The organism is Streptomyces sp. NPDC050416 (genome assembly GCF_044458845.1).
Lineage (GTDB): Bacteria > Actinomycetota > Actinomycetes > Streptomycetales > Streptomycetaceae > Streptomyces.
Map to the genome: position 1 here is coordinate 66,956 of NZ_JBITII010000007.1, position 20,520 is coordinate 87,475.

The window sequence follows — 20,520 nt, forward strand, 5'->3', positions numbered from 1 at the left end:
GATCAGCCCTTCGAGAACATGCCGAGCATCCGGCGGGTGACGGCGAATCCGCCGAAGATGTTGATGCTCGCCAGCAGGATCGCGGCGAACGACAGCACGGTGACGGCGGTGTTCCCGTGCCCGATCTGGAGCAGCGCGCCGACCACGACGATCCCGGAGATGGCGTTGGTGACCGACATCAGCGGGGTGTGCAGCGCGTGGTGCACGTTGCCGATGACGTAGAAGCCGATGACGATCGCCAGCACGAACACCGTGAAGTGGCCGATGAGTTCGCTCGGCGAGAAGGCCGTCACCAGGAACAGCGCGAGCGCCCCGGCGGCGACCAGGGCGTACGAGGACCAGGCCGGGCGGGAGGGCTTCGCCGGTGCCTCGGAGGGGGTCGGTTCCGGCTCCTTCGCCCCGCCCGGGGCAGGTGCGGCGGACACCTGGACCGGGGGCGGCGGCCAGGTCTTCTCGCCGTCGCGGACCACGGTCATCGACCGCTGCACCACGTCGTCGAAGTCCAGGACGAGCCGGCCGTCCTTGCCCGGGGTGAGCAGCTTCATCAGGTTGACGACGTTGGTGCCGTACAGCTGCGAGGCCTGGGCCGGGAGCCGGCCGGGCAGGTCCGTGTAGCCGATGATCGTCACGTCGTTGTCGGTGACGACGGCCTTCCCGGCGACCGTGCCCTCGACGTTGCCGCCCTGGGCCGCCGCCATGTCGACGATCACGCTGCCGGACTTCATCCGCGCGACGTCCTCGGCGGTGATCAGCCGCGGCGCCGGGCGGCCCGGGATGAGCGCTGTGGTGATGATGATGTCGACGTCGGCGGCCTGCTCGGAGTACAGCTGCGCGGCCAGCCGGTCGTAGTCCTCCGAGGTGGCCCTGGCGTAGCCGTCGGTGCTGACCTCCTGTTCGACGCCCACCGACAGGAACTCCCCGCCCAGCGAGCGGACCTGCTCGGCGACCTCGGGCCGGGGGTCGGTGGCGCGGACCACGGCACCGAGGCTGCGGGCGGCGCCGATCGCGGCGAGTCCGGCCACTCCGGCGCCGGCGACCAGCACCTTGGCGGGCGGTACCTTGCCGGCGGCGGTCACCTGGCCGGTGAAGAACCGGCCGAAGGCGTGCGCGGCCTCGACCACGGCCCGGTATCCGGCGATGTTCGCCATCGAGCTGAGCACGTCCAGGGACTGGGCGCGCGAGATGCGCGGCACGGCGTCCATGGCGAGCACGGTGATCGGCCGCCGCGCCAGCTCGTCGACCAGTTCCGGGTGCAGCGCCGGGCCGATGAGGGCGATCAGCGTCGCCCCGTCCCGCAGCCGGCCGATCTCTTCGCTGGAGGGGCCGTTCACCTTGAGCACGATCTCCGCCTGCCACGGGTCGCCGAGCCGGGCTCCGGCCTCCTCGTAGGCCGCGTCGGAGAAGCGGGACGAGGCTCCCGCCCCCGGTTCGACCACCACCTCGTAGCCGAGCGCGGCAAGTCTTCCCACGGTGGCCGGCGTCGCCGCCACCCTGGTCTCGCCCGCAGTGGACTCGGCGGGTATGCCGATCCGCTGGGGTTCCGGTTCCGCTGGGACCATCGTCTGCCTCTCCGTCGTCGGTGTGCCTGTCCTGCTTGGTGCCCGCATCCTGCACGTTCGACGCCGTGTCCGTGGCGGGCCGTGGTCACATGGCCGACGAGGTCGTCCTCACATCGCCGAGGGGTTGCCGTGAGGCTCTTTCGGCGGTATCGCGCGTGCCGTATGGGACAGAAGGGCCTCCTGATGCGTCACCGCGGCGCCGGGCGCAGACTGAATCCGTGAGCAGCACGCGCCCGGGGCGCGGCGGGACCGCGGCCCCCTCCCGAACGGTGTCGCAGCAGACTGTGGCGCTGGCGGCGATGATGTTCGCCGTCGCCATGACCTTCATCGACCAGACGATCGTGTCCATCGCGGCGCCGGACATCGTCCGCGAACTGGGTCTGTCGTCGTCCGGCATGCAGTGGGTGGTGAACGCCTACCTGCTGTCCCTGGCGGCGTTCTTCGCCCTCGGCGGGCGTCTCGCGGACCTCTACGGGCCTCGCCGGATCGTCGTCATCGGCACGGTGGTGTTCGTCGTGTCGTCGGTGCTGTGCGGCTGCGTCCCCGACGGCGACGCCGCGCAGGCCTGGCTGATCGTGTTCCGTGCCACCCAGGGACTCGGGGCCGCGCTGCTCTTCCCCGCGGCACTCGCCGTGGTCGTGGCGGTGTTCCCGGTGGAGCGACGCGGACGTGCCCTCGCCCTGTTCTTCGGCGTCTCCGGTGCCCTGACGGCCCTCGGCCCGCTGCTGGGCGGCTGGCTCACGGGCTGGACGTGGCGGGCCGTGTTCTGGGTCAACGTGCCCGTGGCGATCGTGGCGCTGGTCCTCACGGCCCTGGCGCGCCTCTCCGACCGGCGGCGGTCCGGGACCCTGGACGTCCGCGGCGCCGCCCTGATCGCGGCCGGCATGGGCCTGAGCGTCCTCGGCTTCCAGCAGGCCTGGTCCTGGGGCTGGGACAGCTGGGCGACCTGGGTGTGCGTCGCGGGTGGGCTCGCATTGCTCTACGGGTTCGTCCGGTTCGAGCGCCGGGTGCGGCATCCGCTGATCGACCTGCGGGTCTTCCGGGACAAGGCGTTCACCGTGGACGCGGCGGTGCTGTTCTTCGCGATGCTCGCGTTCGTCCCGGTGTTCTTCTTCAGCTCGGTGTACGCCCAGGTGTCCCTGAGCGCCTCGCCGAACCAGGCGGCCCTGTTCCTGCTGTACTTCTTCGCGGGCTTCGCGATCGCCTCGCAGTGGGGCGGCCGGATCCTCGACAAGCAGGGCGCGCGTCCGGCCCTGAAACTGGGCACCGCGGTGGGCTGCGCCGGGTTCGCCCTGTGGGCGAACAAGCTCACCGACCTGTCCATGCACGACCAGTGGCCCTACGCGGCCCTGGCCGGGGCAGGGATCGGCTTCGTCCTCGCGCCCGCCTCGACGGACGCCGTCAACCGGGCCATCGGCGCCTCCTACGGCGAGGTCACCGGCATCACCCAGACCGTGCGCAACTACGCGGCGAGCGTGGGCCTGGCCGTCTACGGCACCGTCCTGACCCACGTCACGACCGACAAGGTGGTGCAGACCCTGCGATCCCGCGGCATGCCCGCCGGCGACGCGGACACCGTGGCCCGGGACATCACCGAGTCGGTCACGGGCAACGGCGACTCCCGGCCGCCCGACGGCACCGGCCCCGCCGCCGAGGCGACACGGGACGCCATGGGCGCCGTCCGCATGGACTTCGCCGAGGCCAACCAGTGGGTGTTCTACGGCATGGCCGTCGCCCTGGGCATCGGCTTCCTGTGCGCCCTGCGCCACCCGGGCGGCCGGGCGGCCACGGCGGCGGCGGAGACGGGCGAGCCGGTCGGGCAGACACGCTGACCACCGTACGGCGAACGCGTCAGGTGAACAGGTCGGTCGTGCGCTTCCGGATCTCCTGCGGGGTCAGCTCCTCGATCGTCTGGGAGATCATCCAGAGATGGCCGAACGGATCGGCGAGACGGCCGCCGCGCTGCCCGTAGTGCTGGTCGGCGACCGGATACACCACGCTCGCCCCGCCCCGCACCATGGCCTCGGCCACGGCATCGGCGTCGGACACGTCCAGGGCCATGATCACCGGGCTGCCGCCGAGCGAGTCCGGCGCCGGGTCGCTCGCGTCGGCGTCCTTGACCGCGATCACCGCGCCGCCGAGCCGCAGCATGGCGTGCACGATCTTCCCGTCGGGATCGGTGTACCGCTCGATCTCCTCGGCGCCGAACGCGGTCCGGTAGAAGTCGATCGCCCGGGGCCCGTCGGAGACCACGAGGCGGGCGTAGAGCCGGGTGAGGGACGGAGTGCCGTTCGTGTTCGTCATGCCTTCACGATGGCCGGTCCGGGCTTGCCGTGGATTGTAGAAAACGGCCGGCCGGGCAGGACCCGTCACCCGCCGAGCGGAACGTGGTTGCGTTCCCGGGGCGAGCGCGGCGCGTACGCGGTCGGGGTGATCCCGGCGAGCGCGCGGAACTCGTGGATCAGATGCGCCTGGTCGTGGTAGCCGCACTCGGCGGCCAGGAGCGCCCAGTCCGGCTCCCCGGACCCGGCGTTCACGCGGCCCAGCAGCCGCTGGAAGCGCCGTACCCGCGCATACCGTTTCGGCGGGAGTCCCAGCTGTTCGGTGACCCTGCGGGCCAGCCGCCGGGAGGTCCAGCCGAGCCGGTCGGCGACCTCGCCCACCGGCGTTCCGCGGTCGAGCAGCGCCGCGGCGAGACGGATCGCCGGGTCGGACTCCAGGGGACGTTCCGACCGCCGCAGCAGGACCGTCTCCAGCTCCCGCAGACACGCGTGCGGGCCGCCGGCGGCCATGGCCTGAAGCAGCCGCTCGCGCAGCACCGCGCCGTCCGTGCCCCACAGCTCGTCGAGCCCGGCGAGCCGGTCGCGGACCGCGCTGAGCGGAACAGTGAGGAACGGATACGCGCCCGCAGGCCGGAACGCCACCCACACGACCGCGCGCTGCTGCGCCGGGTCGATCACCGACGGCCCCGTGTACGGCCCCTGCAGGGCCGCACCCCGGGTCCGCCCGTCCGATGAGCCCAGGGCGTCCGCGTCGAGGTTCACCAGCAGCTGCGCCCCGCCCGTCGGCAGGGACAGCTCGGCGGGGTGCGCGAAGCGTCCCTCGACATAGCCGAGCGCACCGATCAGCGGCGCGAGCGCCGGCGCCGACGGCCGGACCGTGAGCGAGACGGGAATCTCCTCCGCCGTGCGAGCCATACGCCCAGCCTAGGATCCCCGCTACACCGCCAGCCACACCGCCTGGTCGGGCCCCAGCAGGCCGTCCTCGAGCGGGCCGCTGGTCAGGAGGATCTCCGAGTGCGCGGGCAGCTTGCACGGCTCCGTCGAGAGGTTGACCAGGCATGCGAAGCCCGGTTCGCGGCTGAAGGACAGCACGCCCTCGGGGGCGTCCTGCCAGGTCATCGTGCCGTCGCCGAGGGCGGGGTGGTCGCGGCGGATGCGCAGGGCCGTGCGGTAGAGCTCCAGCATGGAGTCCGGGTCGCCGGTCTGGGCCTCGACGCTCAGTGCGGCCCAGTCGGCGGGCTGGGGCAGCCAGGGGTCGGCCGTGGTGTCGTCGGGGCTGAAACCGTAGGGAGCGGCCTGGCCCGACCAGGGGATCGGGACGCGGCAGCCGTCACGGCCGCGGTCGGTGTGGCCCGAGCGCTCCCAGATCGGGTCCTGGAGGGCGGATTCGGGCAGGTCCTCGACCTCGGGGAGGCCGAGTTCCTCGCCCTGGTAGACGTAGGCGCCGCCGGGCAGGGCGAGCATCAGCAGGGCGGCGGCCCGGGCACGCCGGGTGCCGAGCTCCAGGTCGAGGGAGCCGTCGGGTTCGAACCGCGCGTTGGCCATCCAGCTCCGCGCGGCGGTACGGCCGTAGCGGCTGGGGTGGCGCATCACGTCGTGGTTGGACAGCACCCAGGTGGCGGGGGCGCCGACCGAGCCCAGCATGGCGAGGGAGTCGTCGATGACCGCACTCAGGTCCTTGACGTCCCAACCGCACATGAGGAAGTCGAAGTTGAAGGCGGTGTGCAGGCCGTCCCGGCGGACGTAGGCCGCCAGCCGCTCCGGTGTGTCGGCCCAGGCCTCGGCGACGAAGGAGCGGTCGCCGGGGAACTCGTCGGCGACCCTGCGCCAGGCCCGGTATATCTCGTGCACCTCGTCCCGGTCCCAGTGCGGATGGTCCAGGTGCTGACGGATCTCGTCCCGGCGGGTGAGCGGGCCCGTCACCGCGGGTTCGGCGCGGGGTGGCAGGTCGGGCAGTTCGGGGTGTTTGATCAGGCCGTGGGCGACGTCGATGCGGAAGCCGTCGACGCCCCGGCTGAACCAGAACCGCAGAATCGACTCGAACTCGGCCCGCACTTCCGGGTGTTGCCAGTTGAGGTCGGGCTGCTGGGGGGCGAACAGATGGAGGTACCAGTCGCCGTCGGGCAGCCGGGTCCAGGCCGGGCCACCGAAGCAGGACACCCAGTCGTTGGGGGGCCGGCTGCCGTCGGGACCGCGGCCGGGGCGGAAGACGTAGCGCTCGCGTTCCGGGCTGCCGGGACCGGCGGCCAGCGCGGCCTGGAACCAGGCGTGCTGGTCGGAGGTGTGGTTGGGCACGATGTCGGGGATGACACGGATCCCGTGCGCGTGTGCTTCGGCGATGAGCTGTTCGGCGTCGGCGAGGGTGCCGAAGCGGGGGTCGATGGCGCGGAAGTCGGCGACGTCGTAACCGTGGTCGGCCATGGGGGACTTGTACCAGGGGTTGATCCAGATGGCGTCCACGCCGAGGGACTTCAGGTACGGCAGGCGGGAGCGAATGCCGGCGATGTCGCCGACACCGTCGCCGTCGCTGTCGGCGAAGCTGCGGATGTAGACCTGGTAGATGACGGCACTGCGCCACCAGGGGGCGGTGGGGGACACGTGGCTCCTTGTGGAAGTCGGGTGGTTACTTCGCGGCGCCGGCCGTGAGCCCGGCGACGATCCGGCGCTGGAACAGCAGCACCATCACGACCAGCGGAATGGTCACCACGACGCCCGCGGCCATCTGGCTGCCGAACGGCGTCTGGTACGTCGTCGCACCCGAGAACTTGGAGATGGCGACGGTCGCGGTCTGCATGCCCGGCTTGTTGGTCATCGACAGGGCGATGAGGAACTCGTTCCAGGCGGCGATGAAGGTGATGATCGCGGTGGTGAAGATGCCCGGCGCGGCGAGGGGGACGATGACCTTGCGGAAGGCCTGGCCGCGGGTGCAGCCGTCGACCATGGCGGCGTGTTCCAGTTCGTCGGGCATCTGCCGGAAGAACGTGGTCAGGTTCCACACCGCCAGTGGCAGCGTGAAGGACATGCTGGGCACGATCATGGACTGGTAGGTGTTGATCCAGCCGATGTCGGTGAACAGCTTCAGCAGCGGCACGACGATCGACACCACCGGGAACATCGAGGTGGCGATGATCAGTGTCAGGATCAGCCGCTTGAAACGGAACTCCAGCCGGGCCATCGCGTACGCGGTGAACGTGGCCAGCAGCAGCGACAACGCGGTCGTGATGCCGGCGACGATCAGGCTGTTGAGCAGGGCCCTGGTGAAGCCCTGGCCCGGGCTGAACACGGATCGGTAGTTCTCGAGCGACACCGCGGAGGGGAACAGGGAGGTGCTGAAGATGTCTCCGGTGCTGCGGAGGCTGGAGACCAGCATCCAGTAGAAGGGGGCCAGGCAGTAGGCCACCACCAGGACGATGCCCAGATAGGGCAGCCACTGCCGCCACTTGGCCGTGAGGGTCATGCCGTCACCTCCCGGACGCGGCGGCGCGGCGCCCTGACCGCGTGGCTCTTGCGTTTCTTCGTCCCGCCGACGCCCCCGATGAGGTCGGCGCCGAGCAACCGGACGAAGGCGAGTGCGATGAGGAAGACGTAGAGGAAGAGGAGCACCGCGTACGCGGAGGCCGGGCCGAAGCGGACGTTGGACGCCTCGTTCTGCGCGAGCATCGACAGCGTCTCGACGGAGCCCTTCTGGGCGCCGATGAGGATGTAGGGCAGGTCGAACATCCGCAGCGCGTCCAGGCAGCGGAACAGCACCGCGACCATCAGCGCGGGCTTCACCAGCGGCAGGGTGATGCGCCAGAACTGCTGGAGGGCGCTCGCCCCGTCGAGACGGGCCGCCTCGTAGACCTCCTTCGGGATCACCTGGAGGCCGGCCAGGACCAGCAGGCCGATGAAGGGGGCGGTCTTCCACACGTCGGCGACGACGACCGCGATCTTGGCGGAGAAGCCGTCGGCGGTCCACAGGACCTGGTGGCCGATGAGGACGTTGGCGATCCCGTCGGCGTTGAAGATCCACTTCCAGAGCAGTCCGGAGATGGCCGTGGGGATGGCCCAGGGGACGAGGATGCCGGCCCGCACCACGGCCCGGCCCCGGAAGGCCCGGTGCATGATGAGTGCCATGGCGACGCCGATCACGGTCTCCAGCGACACCGTGACGACGGTGAAGAAGGTGGTGTTCCAGAAGGCGTTCCAGAAGCGGTCGCCGGCCTGGGTGAAGATGTCGGTGTAGTTCTTCAGCCCGACGAACGGCTCGGTGTTGCTGATGAATCCGGTCTTCGGGTCCAGGCCCTTAGGCCCGTACAGGGACTCGTCGAGTGCCATGAGCGTCGGGTAGAGCACGACGACGGTGAGCACCAGCAGCGTCGGGGAGACCAGGAGCGCGGCCAGGCGGCCGGTGCCCGCGGTGGCCCGGAGGCGGCGGCGCCGGGGGCGTTCGGGGGCCGGGGGCCGCCCGGGGCGGCGGGCGGCCGCCGTCCCGGGCGCGTGCGGGGCGGTGTCGGGCGGGATCGCGGTGCCGGCCATGACCCGCGGCCTCACTGCGCCGTCAGCTTCTGAAGGTCCCCCTGGAGGTCCTTCAGGGCCTGTGCGCTGCTCTTCTTGCCGGTGAGCGCGGCGTAGACCTCGTTCTGGATCGCGGCGGTCACGTCGCCGTACTGCACGACGCGCGGGCGCGGCACGGCCTTGGTGATCGACTGCTTGAGGTCGGGCAGGTACGGATACTGCTTGTCCAGGGACGCGTTGTCGTAGAGGTCGGCGTAGGGCGGGGCGAGGGAGGCGTTCTTGAGGAAGTAGGTCGCGCTCTCCTCGCTGGTGAAGAACTTCATGAAGTCCAGTGCCGTGGCCTTGTTCTTGGCGAAGGACGACAGGGCCAGGTTGGAGCCGCCGAGGCTGGAGGCGCCGGGGCCGTCCAGGCCGGGCAGCGGTGCGACGGCGAACTTGCCCTTGATGGCGCTCTTCTGGGCGAGGGAGTACACGTAGGGCCAGTTGTTCAGGAAGATCAGCTTGCCTGCCTGGAACGCCTGGCGGCCGTCCTCCTCCTGGTAGGTGATGGCCTCCTTCGGGATCGTCTTGTCCTTGAAGGAGTTGACGAGGAAGTCCAGGCCCTTCTTGGCCTGCGGGGTGTCGACGTCGGGCTTGCCATTGGCGTCGACGATCTTGCCGCCGGCGGAGTTCACGGCCTCGGCGAAGTTCACCGTCAGCCCCTCGTACTTCTGGAACTGCCCGGCGTAACAGGACATGTTCTTCGCCTCGGGGAGCTTCTTCACCTTGGCGCAGTCGGCGGTCATCTGGGCCCAGGTGGTGGGGGGCTGGGTGACGCCGGCCTTCTTCAGCAGGTCGGTGCGGTAGAACAGCAGGCCGCCGTTGGAGCTGGCGGGGACGGCGTAGAGCTTGCCGCGGTACTGGCCGGTCTGCACGACCGGCTGGAGCATCCTGCCGAGCGGGAACTGGTTCGCGGGCAGCGGCTCGATCCACCGGTGGGCGGCGAACTCCGACGTCCACACGACGTCGGTGGCGAGCACCGTGTAGGCGTCGGACTTCGTCTCCGCGTTCTGGATCATCTGCTGGCGCTGCGAGTCGGCGTCCGTCGGCAGCTGGATGAAGGTGACCTTCTCCTTGGGGTGCGCCTTGTTCCAGCGGTTGATGATCGTCTGGACGGTGCCGGTGGTGTCCTTGCCGGCGACGTACGAGATGGGGCCGCGGCCCTTGAACGACGCGGCCCCGGCCTGCGTGGACTGCCCTGAGCCACTGCCGCCGGACGAGCCGCAGGCGGTGAGGAGGAGTCCGGCGGCGGTGAGCGCTGCGGAACACTGAATCGCTCTGGCGGTGCTGGTCTTCACTGTCTCTCCTGGTCGTGATGGACCGAAGTCGTGTCTGTTCCCCCGGAATGGCTTTGGTCATGAGATTGCGTTGCCACGGCATTCCGCTGATAAAAACCGCAGTTCACAGCAGATGAGAGACGTCCCTCCGGGGCGACTTCGAACCTGTCGAGACAACGTTTGCACGCTAGGAGCGCCGGACCGGGAAGTCAATGCGTTGCGACGTGGTAAGAAGGCAAGAATCAGGTGAGACAGCGCTGTCACCAAGTACCGTGGAGCGCAGGGTTCCTGTGCTAGCGTCCGGCGCATGCCACCAGGTCAGCGGCACCCCACGATGGCTGACGTCGCCGAACGGGCCGGGGTCTCCACCTCCACGGTCTCGCGCACGCTGCGCGGGCTGTCCACCGTCTCGCCCGAGATCCGCGCCCGCGTCGAACAGGCCGCCCGGGAACTGAACTTCGCGGTCTCGCGCCATGCCGCGAGCCTGGTGACGGGCAGGACGTGCAACGTCGCGGTGCTGGTGCCCACGCTCAGTTCGTGGTTCGTGGGCGCGGCGCTGTCGGGTCTCGCCCTCGTCCTGCGGGCGGCCGGCATGGAACTGACGGTCTATGTGATCCCCGGCATGCCCGAGCGCGCGGCGTTCTTCGAACGTCTCCCCGCGCGGCGCAACGCGGACGCGCTGCTGGTGTTCTCCTTCGACCTCACCGAGGAGGAGACCGCCCGGCTGGACAGCCTCGGCATGCCGGTCGTGTACGTCAGCCAGCACGTCGACGGCCGCCCGAGCGTCTACGTCGACGACGTGGCGGGCGCCCTGCGCGGCACCCGGCATCTGCTGAACCTCGGCCACCGCCGGATCGCCTACGTACGGACGGTGGGCACGGGCGGCTTCTCCTTCAGTTCGCAGGAGCGGCTGGTCGGTTACCGGCAGGCGCTGGCCGAGGCGGGCCTGCCCCTGGACGACGACCTCGTGGTCGCCACCCCGGCGGGCGACAAGCGGGGCGCCGCCCAGGCGGTCGGCAGGCTGCTGGGGCTGCGGGAGCCGCCCACCGCGGTCTTCGCCGAGCAGGACGAGGTGGCCGTCGCCGTGATCTGGACGCTGCGCGCGACGCGCGTCGAGGTGCCCGGGCAGGTGTCCGTGATCGGCTTCGACGACCAGCCGGTGGCCCAGTGGTTCGATCTGACGACCGTGGCCCAGTCGCCCTCGGCCATCGGCCGGGAGGCCGGCGCGCTCGCACTGTCACTCGTCAACGACCCCGGCGCGGACCGCGAGCGGCACGTCGTGCTGCCCACCCATGTGCTCCCCCGGACGACCACCGCCCCGCCTCCCGCGCCGCGCGGCACGGCCGAGGAACCGTCCCGACTGCCCCCGGCCTGACGGCAGTCGGGACGACTCCTCGGCCGTGCCCGCTGGACGCCCCCGGCCTGGGGCCTGTCGTTTGGATCAGGTCGCAGGAAATCGGCAGCGCTTCTCAGCGCCGGTGAGCGGGGCCTGGTGCGTGCAGCCGCAAGGCGGAGGAGGGAGTCGACGCGGAGCGTCGGTGACCGACGACAACGCCGCAGATGCGCGTGCCAGGCCCCGCGTCTGCGGCGTGATCCAAACGACAGGCCCTAGACTCGGCCGAACGAGGGGGCGGTTGCGTATGACCACCGGAGAGAACACCGTCGGGGACGTCTTCAGCGCGGGGGCGCAGGAGTTCCACAGCTGGTCCCGGGTGCTGTGGGACCCGGTCGGCGAGGCGACGGCGGAGGTGGCCGGCCTGACCGGCGGTGAGTCGGTGCTGGACGCCTGCTGCGGCGCGGGGGCGTCGGCGCTGCCTGCCGCGCGGGCCGTGGGGACGGCGGGCCGGGTGGACGCCGTCGACCTCGCGGACGGGCTGCTGGCGATCGGGGAACGCCGGGCGCACGAGGAGGGCCTGGCGAACATCCGCTTCCGCCGTCACGAGGTCACCTCGTGGCCCGCGCCCGGCCCCGGCTACGACGTCGTGCAGTGCGGACTCGGGGTGTTCTTCTTCCCGGACATGGACCGGGACTCGGCCACGCTGACGCGGATGCTGCGTCCCGGGGGCCGGTTCGTCGTGACGGTCTGGGAGAAGGGCGCGCTCGGCGGCTGGCAGGCGGCGCTCCGGGGCGCGGTCCTGACGCAGCGCGATCTGCCCCGCCCGCCGCAGATGGACCAGCTGGCCCGCATCGACACCGCCGGCACCCTCGCGGCCTGGCTGACGGACCTGGGCGGGAGCGAACCCCGGGTCGTCCAGCGGCGCTTCGAGGCCCCGCTGTCTCCGGAGACGGGGTGGGCACTGGCCACCGGCAGCGGGACGCGCCGGATGCTGGACGGGCTGTCACCGGCCGCCGTCGAGCGGGTGCGGGCCGAGTTCACCGCCCGGCTCACCGCCGACTCGGTCACCGACCTCGACGTACGCGTCCTGACGGGGACGGCCCGCTTCCCCGGCTGACCGGCCGGCCGGGCGGGGCAGCGAGGCCGGACCGCGCCCGCAGGAGCCGCTCGATTCACGGCGGTTCGACGCCCGCCCGTCCCGGACACAGGCTCGAAGCCGGTCACCGGCAGCGGGACGCGCCGCACGCTGGACGGGCTGTCACCGGTCGCCGTCGAGCGGGTGCGGGCCGAGTTCACCGCCCGGCTCACCGCCGACTCGGTCACCGACCTCGACGTACACGTCCTGACGGGGACGGCCCGCTTCCCCGGCTGACCGGCCGGCCGGGCGGGGCGGCGGGCAGGAGGCTGCGGCCGGCCCGCGCCCGCAGGGGCCGCAGACGCCGCTCAGTTCGAGGGTGTGCTCCAGCTCCGTGTAGCCCGTGGTCTCGGCGAGCCGGGCAGCCCACTCCTCGACGGCCTCCGCGTCCACGGGCCGGCTGCGGCCGCAGCGGCGGCAGATGAGGTAGTGGCGGTGCCCGTCGGCCGGCCGCCCCAGGTAGAGCCGCTCGCCGCCGTCGTCGCGCACGACGTCCACCAACCCGGCGCGGTCCAGCTCGCGCAGGGTGCGGTAGACGGTGGTGAGCCCGACGGTGCTGCCGGAGTCGGCCAGCAGCGCATGCAGTTCCTGCGCGGAGACGAACTCGTGGCAGCGGCCCAGGGTGGCGAGCACGGCCCGGCGCTGCCACGTACTGCGCAGTCCCGGCGTGTGGATGCGCTCCACGGCCGGGCTCTCCTCCGCTTCGCCCATCACTGGACTCCTTGCTCGGCCGGCGCGGTCATCGGCTCCCATGCTAGATGAACATGATTTTCACCGCGATGACCGACTCGAGCCGGCCCCTGTGCCGGTGTCAGTGCCTGCGCAAACCGTTGACGGAGGTAAGAGCCCCACTTATCTTCTGATCGAATTCACGAACTGCGTTCGAAATGACGGACACAGTGGCCCCTTTTGGAGAACTCCCTTGAGACGCACTGCCGTCCGGCTGCTCCTGGCCGCCCTCGTCGCCCTCGCGACCTGCCTGGCCGGCGCGCCCGCGCAGGCCGCCGTGCCCGACTCCCCCGCTGTCACATACACCAACCCGATCGCCGAGAAGCGGGCCGACCCGCACATCTTCAAGCACACCGACGGCTACTACTACTTCACCGCGACCGTCCCCGAGTACGACCGCATCGTGCTGCGCCGGGCGACGACCATCCAGGGGCTCAAGTCGGCCCCCGAGACGACCATCTGGACCAAGCACGCCAGTGGCGTGATGGGGGCCCACATCTGGGCGCCGGAGATCCACTTCATCGACGGCAAGTGGTACGTGTACTTCGCCGCCGGCGCCACCAACGACATCTGGGCGATCCGCATGTACGTCCTGGAGGGCACGGGTGCCAACCCGCTCACCGCCGCCTGGACCGAGAAAGGGCAGATCAAGACCCAGTGGGAGAGCTTCTCCCTGGACGCCACGACGTTCGTCGTGAACGGCGTGCGCTACCTGGCCTGGGCGCAGCGCGACCCGTCCGTGAACAACAACACGGACGTCTACCTCGCGAGGATGGCCAACCCCTGGACGATCACCGGCACTCCGGTGATGCTGTCGCGGCCCACCTACTCCTGGGAGACGGTCGGCTTCAAGGTCAACGAGGGCCCGGCGGTGATCCAGCGCGGCGGCAAGGTGTTCATGACGTACTCCGCCAGCGCCACCGACAGCAACTACTGCCTGGGCATGCTCACCGCCTCCGCGAGCGCGGACCTGCTCAGCCAGGCGTCCTGGAGCAAGAGCCCCACCCCGGTGTTCGCCAGCAGCGCCGCGACCAGCCAGTACGGCCCGGGCCACAACTCCTTCACCGTGTCGGAGGACGGAAAGAGCGACATCCTCGTCTACCACGACCGCGGCTACAAGGACATCAGCGGCGACCCGCTCAACGACCCCAACCGCCGCACCCGTGTGCAGAAGGTCTACTGGAACGCCGACGGCACCCCGAACTTCGGCATCCCCGTGGCCGACGGCGCCACCCCGCAGCGCTTCTCCTCGTACAACCTCCCGGACCGGTTCATACGCCACTACGACTACCGGGCCCGGATCGAGGCGAACGTCACCAAGCTCGCCGACTCGCAGTTCCGGGTCGTGCCCGGACTGGCCGGCAGCGGCACCGTCTCGCTGGAGTCGGCGAACCTCCCCGGCTACTACCTGCGGCACAGAAACTTCGAGGTGTGGCTGGAGAAGAACGACGGCAGCGCGCAGTTCGCGTCCGACGCCACCTTCCACCGGCGCGCCGGGCTGGCCGACCCGGCGGGCGTCTCCTACGAGTCGTACAACTACCCGGGGCGATACGTCCGCCACTGGGAGTACCTGCTGAACGTGCAGGCGGTGAGCACGGCGACCGATCGCGCGGACGCCACCTTCTACGCCGAGTGACCAGGGAGCCGTCGCCCGTAATGCCCTGATTGTCTTGCCGATGGGCGGGCACTCAGGGCGTGTGCACATTCAAGACGGCATGCGACCGCGCAGGGTTCTGCTGACCGGGTGGTTCAGCTTCCGGGACGGGGAGGCGACCGCCGGGGACGTGCTGGCCCTGCGCCGGGTGGAAGACGTACTGCTGGGCACGGGCATCCCCTACGACGTCGCCTGGAGTCCCGGCTTCCGGCCCGAGGCCCTGCATCTGGACCGGCTGTGGCCGGAGGACTACTCCCACCTGGTGTTCGTGTGCGGCCCGCTGCACGGGCCGCAGATCGAGGAGCTGCACCGGCGGTTCGCGCACTGTGTGCGGATCGCCGTCGGCACCTCGGTGATCGACCCCGCCAGCCCGGCCGTGACCGGCTTCCACCGGGTGCTGCCCCGGGACGGGCCGGACAGCGAGCCGGTGGAGGACCTCGCGGCCCGCGCCCCGGACGCGCCCGCCCGGCCGGTCGTCGGGGTGATCCTCACGCACGGGCAGCAGGAGTACGGGGAGCTGCGGCGGCACGCGCAGGTCGCCGAGGAGGTGACGCGCTGGCTGGCCGGCAAGGACTGCGGCCGGCTGGAGCTGGAGACGCGGCTCGACACGCACGACTGGCATCTCAGTGCCACCCCCGCGCAGCTCCAGTCCGTGCTGGCCCGGCTGGACCTCGTCGTCACCGACCGGCTGCACGGGCTGGTCATCGCGCTGCGGGTCGGCACCCCGGTGCTGGCCGTCGACCCGGTCGAAGGCGGCGCGAAGATGACCGCGCAGGCCCGGGCCTGCGGCTGGCCCGCGCTGGTGCCCGCCGAGCGGCTCGACGTGAAGCAGCTGGACCGCTGGTGGGACTGGTGTCTGACCGGCGGCCGGGTCGCCGCCCGGCAGATCCGGGACGGGTTCCGTGAGGGCACCGTGCCGGACAGCGCGGACCGGCTCGTCGAGGCGCTGGCGCGGCCGGTCCCCGGTTAGTTCCCGGGTTTCACGGGGCACCCGCTTGAACGTCCCCCGTCGCACGTCCCCCGCCTGTACGTCCCCGTGGTACGTCCCCCCGGGAGGAGAGACGGTCCGGCCGCCCGGAAGGAGAAAGCGCGTGTCCATCGGCCGACTTCCCGAGAACGAGCAGCGCATCCTCGACGAGATGGAACGCGCGCTGCGCCGCGACCGCCGCCTCGACCGCCGGCTGCGCACCCTGCGACTGAGCCGCCGCCCCGACCCCGCCCGAATGCTGGCCCGCCTCGGCTCCTACCGCCCCCGCGTCCTGACCGTGGCGGTCCCGCTCGCGGTGTCGGCCGGGCTGATGGTGGCCGGGATCGTCACCTCCGAGCCGGGGGTGATCTGGGCCTTCGCCGCCCTCTGGCCGCCGACGCTGTTCGCCCTGTTCCGGCTGATGTGCCGGTGGTGCGGGGGCTGAGCGGTTTGCCCCCGGGGCACCGGGGACCCGGTCGGCAGGAGGTGAGGCGTCGTGCCAGAACCCGGAAGCAAGAAGTACGACACCCGGCGGGCCCGGCTCCGCAAGGACGCCGAGCAGTCCGGGATCTCCGACCAGGACGCCAACGCGGTCGCCAACGAGGAACTGCAGGAAGGCGAGGCGTGGCGCAGCAGCGGTCCGCGCACCGAGCGCGGCCGGGGCCCGAAGGGCGAACGCCCGGAGAGTTCCGGCTGATCGCTGATCCCGGGCCGAGCCAGGCCCGCCCCACACGTGAACAGGCCCCGTACGCCGGACCGGTCCGGACACGTACGGGGCCTGTTGATGTGTGGGGCCTGTTCATGTGCCGGGACCCGCCATTGAGGCCTGATCAGCCCGTGTAAGGGAGGCCTGATCAGCCCGTGTAGCGGCGGGCCTTCGAGGCGCGCTGGGCCGGTTCCAGCAGGAGCAGGCGGGACTCGACCTCGTGCGGGAGGACGCGGCGTTCGCGCAGCACCCACGGGAGGGCGGCGGCGGCCTCGGCGAAGGCGCGCAGGGACGCGGTGTCGCGCGGCACGGTGCGGGCGAGGTCCACGGTCCGGCGCAGGGCGGGACCGGCCGGGCGGCGCAGCCAGGTGAACCACAGGGTGTTGCGGATGCCGTGGGACCGGCGCAGGGTGGCGTCCCGGGCCACGGACGGGTGGTGGTGCACCACCAGGTCGTCGGCGTACGTCAGCCACCATCCGTCGGCCGCCAGGTCCGCGGCGAGCAGCTCCTCCTCGCCGCCCAGCCACAGCCGCGGATGGAAGCCGCCCGCCGCCCGGAAGGCGTCGGTGCGCAGCACGGTCGCGGCGGCGAGGAACGAGCCGAGGGCCGGTCCGGGCAGCCAATCAGGGCCGGGGACGGGTGAGTTGCGCAGTTCCTCGACGATGGGGTCGTCGGTGCCGTCCGGTTCGACGACGATCCGGGCCGTGACCGAGCCCACGGCCGGGTACCGGTCGAGCAGGTCGGCGGCCCCCGCCAGCGATCCCGGTGCCCACCAGGAGTCGTCGTCGCAGAAGGCGATGTAGGGCGTACGGACCTGCCGGATCGCCAGGTTGCGGCCCACGGCCCCGAGGTTGCGGCCGGGCCGCAGCAGCCGGACCCACGGGTGATGGCGGGCGACGGCGTCGGCCGTGCCGTCCGTGGAGCCGTTGTCGGTGACGATCACCGGTGGCTTCTCCGGCAGTTCGGCGAGCCGGTCGAGCGTGCGCAGCAGTTCCCGCCGGCGGTTGTGGGTGATGACGACGACGGTGGTACGGGGGTCGGTCATGCGGCGGCTCCCTCCAGCAGGCGCGCGGCCCGCTCCACGTGCGGCGGCAGCGGCCTGCGGGCGCGCAGGGCCGCGGGCAGCCGGGCGAGCGTCCCGCGCAGGGCCTGCCGGGCGTGGTCGTCGTGCCGGGCCTCGGCGGCGAGGGCCCGGGTGCGGGCGAGTGCGTAGGGCACGGGGCGGCGCAGCCAGGCGGTGAGGAGTTCGTTGCGGCGCTGCACGACCGGCCGGCCGGAGCGGGGCGAGGGCGCGGGGTGGTGGTGGGCGATGATGTCCGGGCAGTGGGTGACGCCCCAGCCGCGGGCCGCCATGTCGTAGGCGAGGAGGGTCTCCTCACCGCCGAAGAACAGCAGCCGGTGGAAGCCGCCCGCGTCGAGATAGGCGCTGCGGCGGACGACGGAGGCGCAGGCCAGGAAGCCCAGGACCTGGGTGCCGGGCAGGTCGGTGGCCGGCCCGAGGGGCGAGGCGGCGAGCACCTCGTTGAGCGGGTCGGGGTCGGCGGCGGGGCCGACGAGGGTGCGGGCGGCGATGAGGCCGAGCCGCGGATGCTCCTCGAACAGGCGGGCTGCCCTGGTCAGGGCGCCGGGCGCCCACCAGGAGTCGTCGTCGCTGAACGCCACGTAGGGCGTGTCCAGGGCACGGGCACCGTGGTTGCGCGCCAGGGCGCCGTGGTTGAACGGCAGCGCCAGGACCTGGACTTGCGGGAAGTCGCGGGCGAGCATGACGCGGGTGTCGTCGGTGGAGGCGTTGTCCGCGACGAGGATCCTGGGTCGTTCGGGGAGGGCGACGAGGTGGCTCAGGGCCTCGGCGAGGGTGGCGCAGCGGTTGCGCGTGGCGATGACGATGCCGACGGGCGTGGCGTCCGGGTACGGGATGGTCATCGTGCGGTGCCCCTCACGGGTGTCGGGTGCCGGGAAGTTCGTCGACGGCGCGCAGGACGTCGTCGGGGGTGATGCGCAGCAGCGCGGGGTCGGGGCGGCGGCCGTGCGGGTCGCCCTCCGGGCCGTACCACAGGGCGCGGTGGCGCGGGCCGGGCGGCGGGCCCCAGCGGCTCGGTGCGACCGGGCCGAAGAGGGTGACGGAGCGGGTGGCGTGGGCGACGGCGAGGTGGGCGATGCCGGTGTCGCCGCTGATGACGGCGTACGCGTCGGCGACGAGGGCGGACAGCCGGCCGAACGGGAGGCCGCCGCCGAACACGTCGGTGTCGGGCAGACCGGCCTGCTTGGCGAGCCGGGCCACCAGGTCGCTCTCGTCCGGGCCGCCGGTCACCACGACCCTCAGGCCCCGGGCGCGCAGCGCGTCCGCGACGGCCGCGTACCGCTCTACGGGCCAGCAGCGGGCGGGTGAGCCGGCGCCGGGGTGCAGTACGACCGCGCCGGGTGCCGGGGAGGCGGTGCTCGGCCGGGGCAGGTGCAGGTCGGCCGGGTCGGCGTCGATGCCGTACGACTGGAGCAGCCGGCACCAGCGGTCGCGTTCGTGTTCCTCCGCGTACCAGGGCGGGCCGTCGATCTCGGGCATGTCCGGGTGGGCGAAGGCGAGCAGCTTCAGCGGACGCAGCCCCATCAGGAGGCGGTGGCTGGGGGGTCCGTTGCCGTGCAGGTCGACGGCGACGTCCGGCGGCGGGCCGCTCCAGTCGAGCGCGCGCGGCACGCCCCGCCCCGGCGCGGAGGCGTGCAGCAGCCGGTCGACGGCCCCCGTCGCCTCGGCCACCGGGCCCAGCTCGGCGGGCGCGGCCAGGACGAGCTCGTATCCGGGGTAGGCCCGCCGCAGGGCGCGCAGTGCGGGGACCCCGGCGAGGAGATCGCCGAGGCCCAGGGCGCGCAGGACGAGGAGGCGGGGCGACGTCGGTTCGGGTGCCGTGTCCGGTGTCATGGCAGCAGACTGCCGCGTGCCCTCGGTGTCCGCCCCCGCGACCGGGCTCATCGGGTGGGTCATCGTGCTCCTTCCGCCGCCCGTTCCATCAGGGCCGTCGAGGAGCGGCCGTCGAGGTAGGGCAGGAGGACCGCCTGGCCGCCCCACTTCTGGAGGAGGGCGGCTTCCGGCAGGTCGGCGGCCGCGTAGTCGCCGCCCTTGACCCAGACGTCGGGGCGCAGGTCGGCCAGGAGCCGTTCGGGGGTGTCCTCGTCGAAGACGGCGACCGCGTCGACGCAGGCCAGCGCGCGCAGGACCCGGACCCGGTCGGCGAGCGGGTTGACCGGGCGGCCACCACCCTTGCGGCGGCGTACCGAGTCGTCCGAGTTGACGCACACCACTAGGCAGTCGCCGAGCCGCCGGGCGGCCTGGAGCAGGCCGACGTGGCCGGCGTGCAGCAGGTCGAAGCAGCCGCCGGCGGCGACGACGGTGCCGTGGGCGGCGCGGATCCGGGCGGCCAGGGCGTACGGGTCGTCGTCGCCGGGCGGCGGTGCCGGTGCGGCGTCCGCGCTGGGTACGGCGGCCGCTCCCCCGGCTGCGACGAAGCCGCTCGCCGCGGCGACGGCGCCCTCGACGGCCTCGGCGACCAGGACCCCGTCGGCGAGCAGCCCGGCCGCGGTGGCGGCGAAGCGGTCCCCGGCCCCGCAGCTGTCGCCGGGGTGCGCGGCGGGCGCGGGGACGAGCAGCGGGTGTTCCCCGTAGGACAGCAGGGCGCCGCGGGAACCGAGGGTGACCGCGACGGCGGCGGCCCGCCAGTGCCGTACGAGGGCGGCGGCGCTGTGGGCGGCGGCGTGCAGGTCGCGGCGGTCGGTGCCGTCCTGCGGGGCGAGGCCGTGGGCCTCCTTCTCGGCCGGGGTCACCAGCCGGGTGCCGGGCACGGGCGCGCCGCCGCGCGGGTGCGGGTCCCAGACCAGCGGCGGGCGGGCGGCGAGGACGTCGCGCAGGGCGTCGGCGGTGCCGCGGCCGTAGTCGGAGACCAGGACGGCGGGCGCGGAGCGGACGGCCTCCCGGGCGGCGTGGGTGGCCTCGCGGGTGCGTCCCGCGCCGCGGTCCAGCCGGACCACCGGGCGGTCCTGCGCGAGGACGCGGGTCTTCTCGGACAGCGGGCCGGTCAGGGGCAGCGGGACGAGGGTGAGCCAGGGTTCCAGGAGGCGGCGCAGCGCGCGGCTGGCCGGGTCGTCGCCCACTCCCGCCACCAGCGTGACGTCACGGCCGTCGCGGGCGGCGAGGTAGGCGGCGAGTGCCGCGCCCCCGGGCCGGGTCCGCTCCCCGCAGTCGTCGACGACCGGCACGGGCGCGTCGGGCGCGAGCCGTTCGGCGCGGCCGGTCACGTCCCGGTCCAGCAGCGCGTCACCGACGACGACGAGGGGTGCCTTGCCGTTCATG

General features: G+C 72.5%; 19 protein-coding genes. 7 read left to right on the top strand and 12 right to left on the bottom strand.

Features of this window, described 5'->3' with window-relative positions:
* Positions 1–2: 2 nt before the first annotated feature.
* Positions 3–1,559: a Re/Si-specific NAD(P)(+) transhydrogenase subunit alpha gene (locus ACIBL4_RS22475; RefSeq protein WP_399412725.1), complete on the bottom strand. Its 1,557-nt coding sequence runs from the start codon at positions 1,557–1,559 to the stop codon at positions 3–5.
* A 299-nt stretch (positions 1,560–1,858) separates the two neighbouring features.
* On the opposite strand from ACIBL4_RS22475, the gene ACIBL4_RS22480 reads away from it, so the two are divergent.
* The gene (locus ACIBL4_RS22480; protein WP_399413479.1) at positions 1,859–3,391 is read left to right on the top strand and encodes an MFS transporter; all 1,533 of its coding nucleotides are present in this window, start codon (positions 1,859–1,861) and stop codon (positions 3,389–3,391) included.
* 19 nt (positions 3,392–3,410) lie between these two features.
* On the opposite strand, the gene ACIBL4_RS22485 is transcribed toward ACIBL4_RS22480, so the two are convergent.
* The 6 genes from ACIBL4_RS22485 to ACIBL4_RS22510 all read right to left on the bottom strand — a co-directional run bounded on the left by ACIBL4_RS22485 (position 3,411) and on the right by ACIBL4_RS22510 (position 9,675).
* Positions 3,411–3,863: a VOC family protein gene (locus ACIBL4_RS22485; protein ID WP_399412727.1), complete on the bottom strand. Its 453-nt coding sequence runs from the start codon at positions 3,861–3,863 to the stop codon at positions 3,411–3,413.
* A 65-nt stretch (positions 3,864–3,928) separates the two neighbouring features.
* Entirely contained in the window at positions 3,929–4,756 is an 828-nt protein-coding gene (locus ACIBL4_RS22490; RefSeq protein WP_399412729.1) for a helix-turn-helix domain-containing protein, read from the bottom strand.
* A 21-nt stretch (positions 4,757–4,777) separates the two neighbouring features.
* Positions 4,778–6,439: a glycoside hydrolase family 13 protein gene (locus tag ACIBL4_RS22495; protein WP_399412731.1), complete on the bottom strand. Its 1,662-nt coding sequence runs from the start codon at positions 6,437–6,439 to the stop codon at positions 4,778–4,780.
* A 25-nt stretch (positions 6,440–6,464) separates the two neighbouring features.
* Positions 6,465–7,298: a carbohydrate ABC transporter permease gene (locus ACIBL4_RS22500; RefSeq protein ID WP_399412734.1), complete on the bottom strand. Its 834-nt coding sequence runs from the start codon at positions 7,296–7,298 to the stop codon at positions 6,465–6,467.
* Positions 7,295–8,359 (bottom strand): carbohydrate ABC transporter permease, encoded by a 1,065-nt coding sequence (locus tag ACIBL4_RS22505; protein WP_399412736.1) that lies wholly within the window; start codon positions 8,357–8,359, stop codon positions 7,295–7,297. Before ACIBL4_RS22505 ends, ACIBL4_RS22500 begins: the two co-directional genes overlap by 4 nt.
* A gap of 11 nt (positions 8,360–8,370) precedes the next feature.
* On the bottom strand, positions 8,371–9,675 hold the full coding sequence (locus tag ACIBL4_RS22510) for an ABC transporter substrate-binding protein (RefSeq protein WP_399412738.1): 1,305 nt from the start codon (positions 9,673–9,675) through the stop codon (positions 8,371–8,373).
* A gap of 286 nt (positions 9,676–9,961) precedes the next feature.
* Between ACIBL4_RS22510 and ACIBL4_RS22515 the strand changes: the two genes are divergently transcribed.
* Complete coding sequence (locus ACIBL4_RS22515) at positions 9,962–11,029, top strand: LacI family DNA-binding transcriptional regulator (protein ID WP_399412740.1); 1,068 nt, start codon at positions 9,962–9,964, stop codon at positions 11,027–11,029.
* A 265-nt stretch (positions 11,030–11,294) separates the two neighbouring features.
* Positions 11,295–12,107 (top strand): class I SAM-dependent methyltransferase, encoded by an 813-nt coding sequence (locus ACIBL4_RS22520; protein WP_399412742.1) that lies wholly within the window; start codon positions 11,295–11,297, stop codon positions 12,105–12,107.
* Between the two features lie 141 nt (positions 12,108–12,248).
* Here ACIBL4_RS22520 and ACIBL4_RS22525 read toward each other — a convergent pair whose 3' ends face one another.
* A complete protein-coding gene (locus tag ACIBL4_RS22525; RefSeq protein ID WP_399412744.1) occupies positions 12,249–12,836 on the bottom strand; it encodes a Fur family transcriptional regulator in 588 nt (195 codons plus the stop codon).
* Between the two features lie 211 nt (positions 12,837–13,047).
* Here ACIBL4_RS22525 and ACIBL4_RS22530 point away from each other — a divergent pair, with 211 nt between their 5' ends.
* The 4 genes from ACIBL4_RS22530 (at position 13,048) to ACIBL4_RS22545 (ending at position 16,172) form a co-directional block, all read left to right on the top strand.
* Positions 13,048–14,490, top strand: a complete 1,443-nt coding sequence (locus ACIBL4_RS22530) for a family 43 glycosylhydrolase (protein WP_399412746.1) — start codon at positions 13,048–13,050, stop codon at positions 14,488–14,490.
* Between the two features lie 79 nt (positions 14,491–14,569).
* Complete coding sequence (locus ACIBL4_RS22535) at positions 14,570–15,478, top strand: polysaccharide pyruvyl transferase family protein (protein WP_399412748.1); 909 nt, start codon at positions 14,570–14,572, stop codon at positions 15,476–15,478.
* Positions 15,479–15,599: 121 nt separating this feature from the next.
* Positions 15,600–15,920 (top strand): hypothetical protein, encoded by a 321-nt coding sequence (locus ACIBL4_RS22540; RefSeq protein ID WP_399412750.1) that lies wholly within the window; start codon positions 15,600–15,602, stop codon positions 15,918–15,920.
* Between the two features lie 51 nt (positions 15,921–15,971).
* The gene (locus ACIBL4_RS22545) at positions 15,972–16,172 is read left to right on the top strand and encodes a hypothetical protein (RefSeq protein ID WP_399412752.1); all 201 of its coding nucleotides are present in this window, start codon (positions 15,972–15,974) and stop codon (positions 16,170–16,172) included.
* 157 nt (positions 16,173–16,329) lie between these two features.
* Here ACIBL4_RS22545 and ACIBL4_RS22550 read toward each other — a convergent pair whose 3' ends face one another.
* Genes ACIBL4_RS22550 through rfaE2 form a run of 4 tightly spaced genes read right to left on the bottom strand, consistent with a single transcriptional unit; the run spans position 16,330 to position 20,519 of the window.
* On the bottom strand, positions 16,330–17,226 hold the full coding sequence (locus ACIBL4_RS22550; protein WP_399412754.1) for a glycosyltransferase family 2 protein: 897 nt from the start codon (positions 17,224–17,226) through the stop codon (positions 16,330–16,332).
* Positions 17,223–18,104: a glycosyltransferase family 2 protein gene (locus ACIBL4_RS22555; RefSeq protein WP_399412756.1), complete on the bottom strand. Its 882-nt coding sequence runs from the start codon at positions 18,102–18,104 to the stop codon at positions 17,223–17,225. The genes ACIBL4_RS22550 and ACIBL4_RS22555 overlap by 4 nt, the downstream gene beginning before the upstream one ends.
* Positions 18,105–18,117: 13 nt before the next feature.
* Positions 18,118–19,095 carry a glycosyltransferase family 9 protein gene (locus ACIBL4_RS22560; RefSeq protein WP_399413481.1) on the bottom strand — a complete coding sequence of 326 codons (978 nt, stop codon included), beginning with the start codon at positions 19,093–19,095 and terminating at the stop codon, positions 18,118–18,120.
* Positions 19,096–19,154: 59 nt separating this feature from the next.
* Positions 19,155–20,519, bottom strand: a complete 1,365-nt coding sequence (gene rfaE2 / locus ACIBL4_RS22565) for a D-glycero-beta-D-manno-heptose 1-phosphate adenylyltransferase (protein ID WP_399412758.1) — start codon at positions 20,517–20,519, stop codon at positions 19,155–19,157.
* Position 20,520: the final 1 nt, after the last annotated feature.